The sequence below is a fragment of the Shewanella sp. SP1S1-7 genome (assembly GCF_031932105.1).
Taxonomy (GTDB): domain Bacteria; phylum Pseudomonadota; class Gammaproteobacteria; order Enterobacterales; family Shewanellaceae; genus Shewanella; species Shewanella baltica.
Window position 1 is genome coordinate 1 of the sequence record NZ_JAUOEU010000070.1, and the last position, 1,305, is coordinate 1,305.

The following is a 1,305-nucleotide window of genomic DNA, read 5'->3' on the forward strand; positions in this document are numbered from 1 at the left end:
TTGTGAAGTAGGCGTCATTTACGCCATATTGAATTTGCACGTTCAATAACAACAAAAGGTGTCCAAAATGAAAGTTACACTAATAGGAATTGATCTCGCAAAAAATATCTTCCAAGTATGTGGCGTTAATCAAGCAGGCAAGAGTGTTTTTAACCGTTCGATTAAACGTGTTCAGCTCCTGACTTTTCTGCGTACTTACCCTGATGCCACTATTGCGATGGAAGCCTGCAGTGGCTCTAACTATTGGGGCAGAGAGTTACTTTCTCTCGGGCATGATGTCAAACTGATCCCGCCTCAGCATGTTAAGCCATTTGTCAAAGGCAATAAGAACGATCGCAATGATGCCTTCGCTATTTGTGAGGCAGCGCAGAGACCAAACCTGATTTTCGTCCAGCCGAGAACCTTAGCGCAGGTTGATATCATCATTACCCACAGAATTCGCGAGCGCCGGATCAGAATACGCACTGCACTAACCAATCAAATTAGAGGCTTACTAAGTGAATATGGAATAGCCCTCCCTAAAGGACGTAATCCATTGAATCTTTTGCTGCCGGAATTACTTGAGGATGCCAGTAATCAACTCACTACGATTGCACGTCAATACATGCGTGAGCTGATGGAAGAGTTGCGTGCGATCAACGTTGCAATAGGTTCACTGGAAAAAGACATCAAACTGCAGGCAAGAACGCACCCAGATGCCAAGCGACTAATGGGTATAAGAGGCGTTGCAGAAATAATTGCCACTGCCGCGGTGTCATTTGCCGGAGATGGCTCAGGCTATCATGGTGCTCGGCATTTTTCTGCAAATTTAGGACTGGTTCCTAAAGAGTTTTCCAGTGGGGGAAAACAGAAATTAAGCGGCATAACCAAACGAGGTAACAGCTATCTACGGCGGCAACTGATCCAGGGAGCTTGGTCGATTATTCGCTATGCAAGTAAGAGTAATGACAGGATCTCCGTATGGGCCTTAAAGGTGATTGAGCGGCGAGGTAAACAGAAAGCGGCAGTAGCAATTGCAAACAAATTGGCACGGATCATCTGGGCTATGCTGTTTCATCGCAGCGAATATCGGCCTTGTTAATATGTAAAAATCGAGTATTAAACTCACCCCAAAAACACGACTACAGATAATGAAGTAACAGGTAATACCGGCCTTTGCAGATGCTGAGAGAGTACAAGGAGCATATGACTCCGAAAGGACGATAAGCAGCAAAGGCGCGGTTCTCATTAAGGCCAGAGAACAAAGATTCTCACAAACAGGTCGGATATACGTACGCAGTATTACTTTCTGTTACTCAAAAAGTG

At 45.0% G+C, this 1,305-nt stretch carries 1 protein-coding gene; it reads left to right on the forward strand.

Going from position 1 to position 1,305, the window contains the following annotated elements; all coding sequences use genetic code 11:
- The first annotated feature begins 67 nt into the window (after positions 1-67).
- Positions 68-1,081 (forward strand): IS110-like element ISShes7 family transposase, encoded by a 1,014-nt coding sequence (locus tag Q4Q49_RS22100; RefSeq protein ID WP_311991698.1) that lies wholly within the window; start codon positions 68-70, stop codon positions 1,079-1,081.
- Positions 1,082-1,305: the final 224 nt, after the last annotated feature.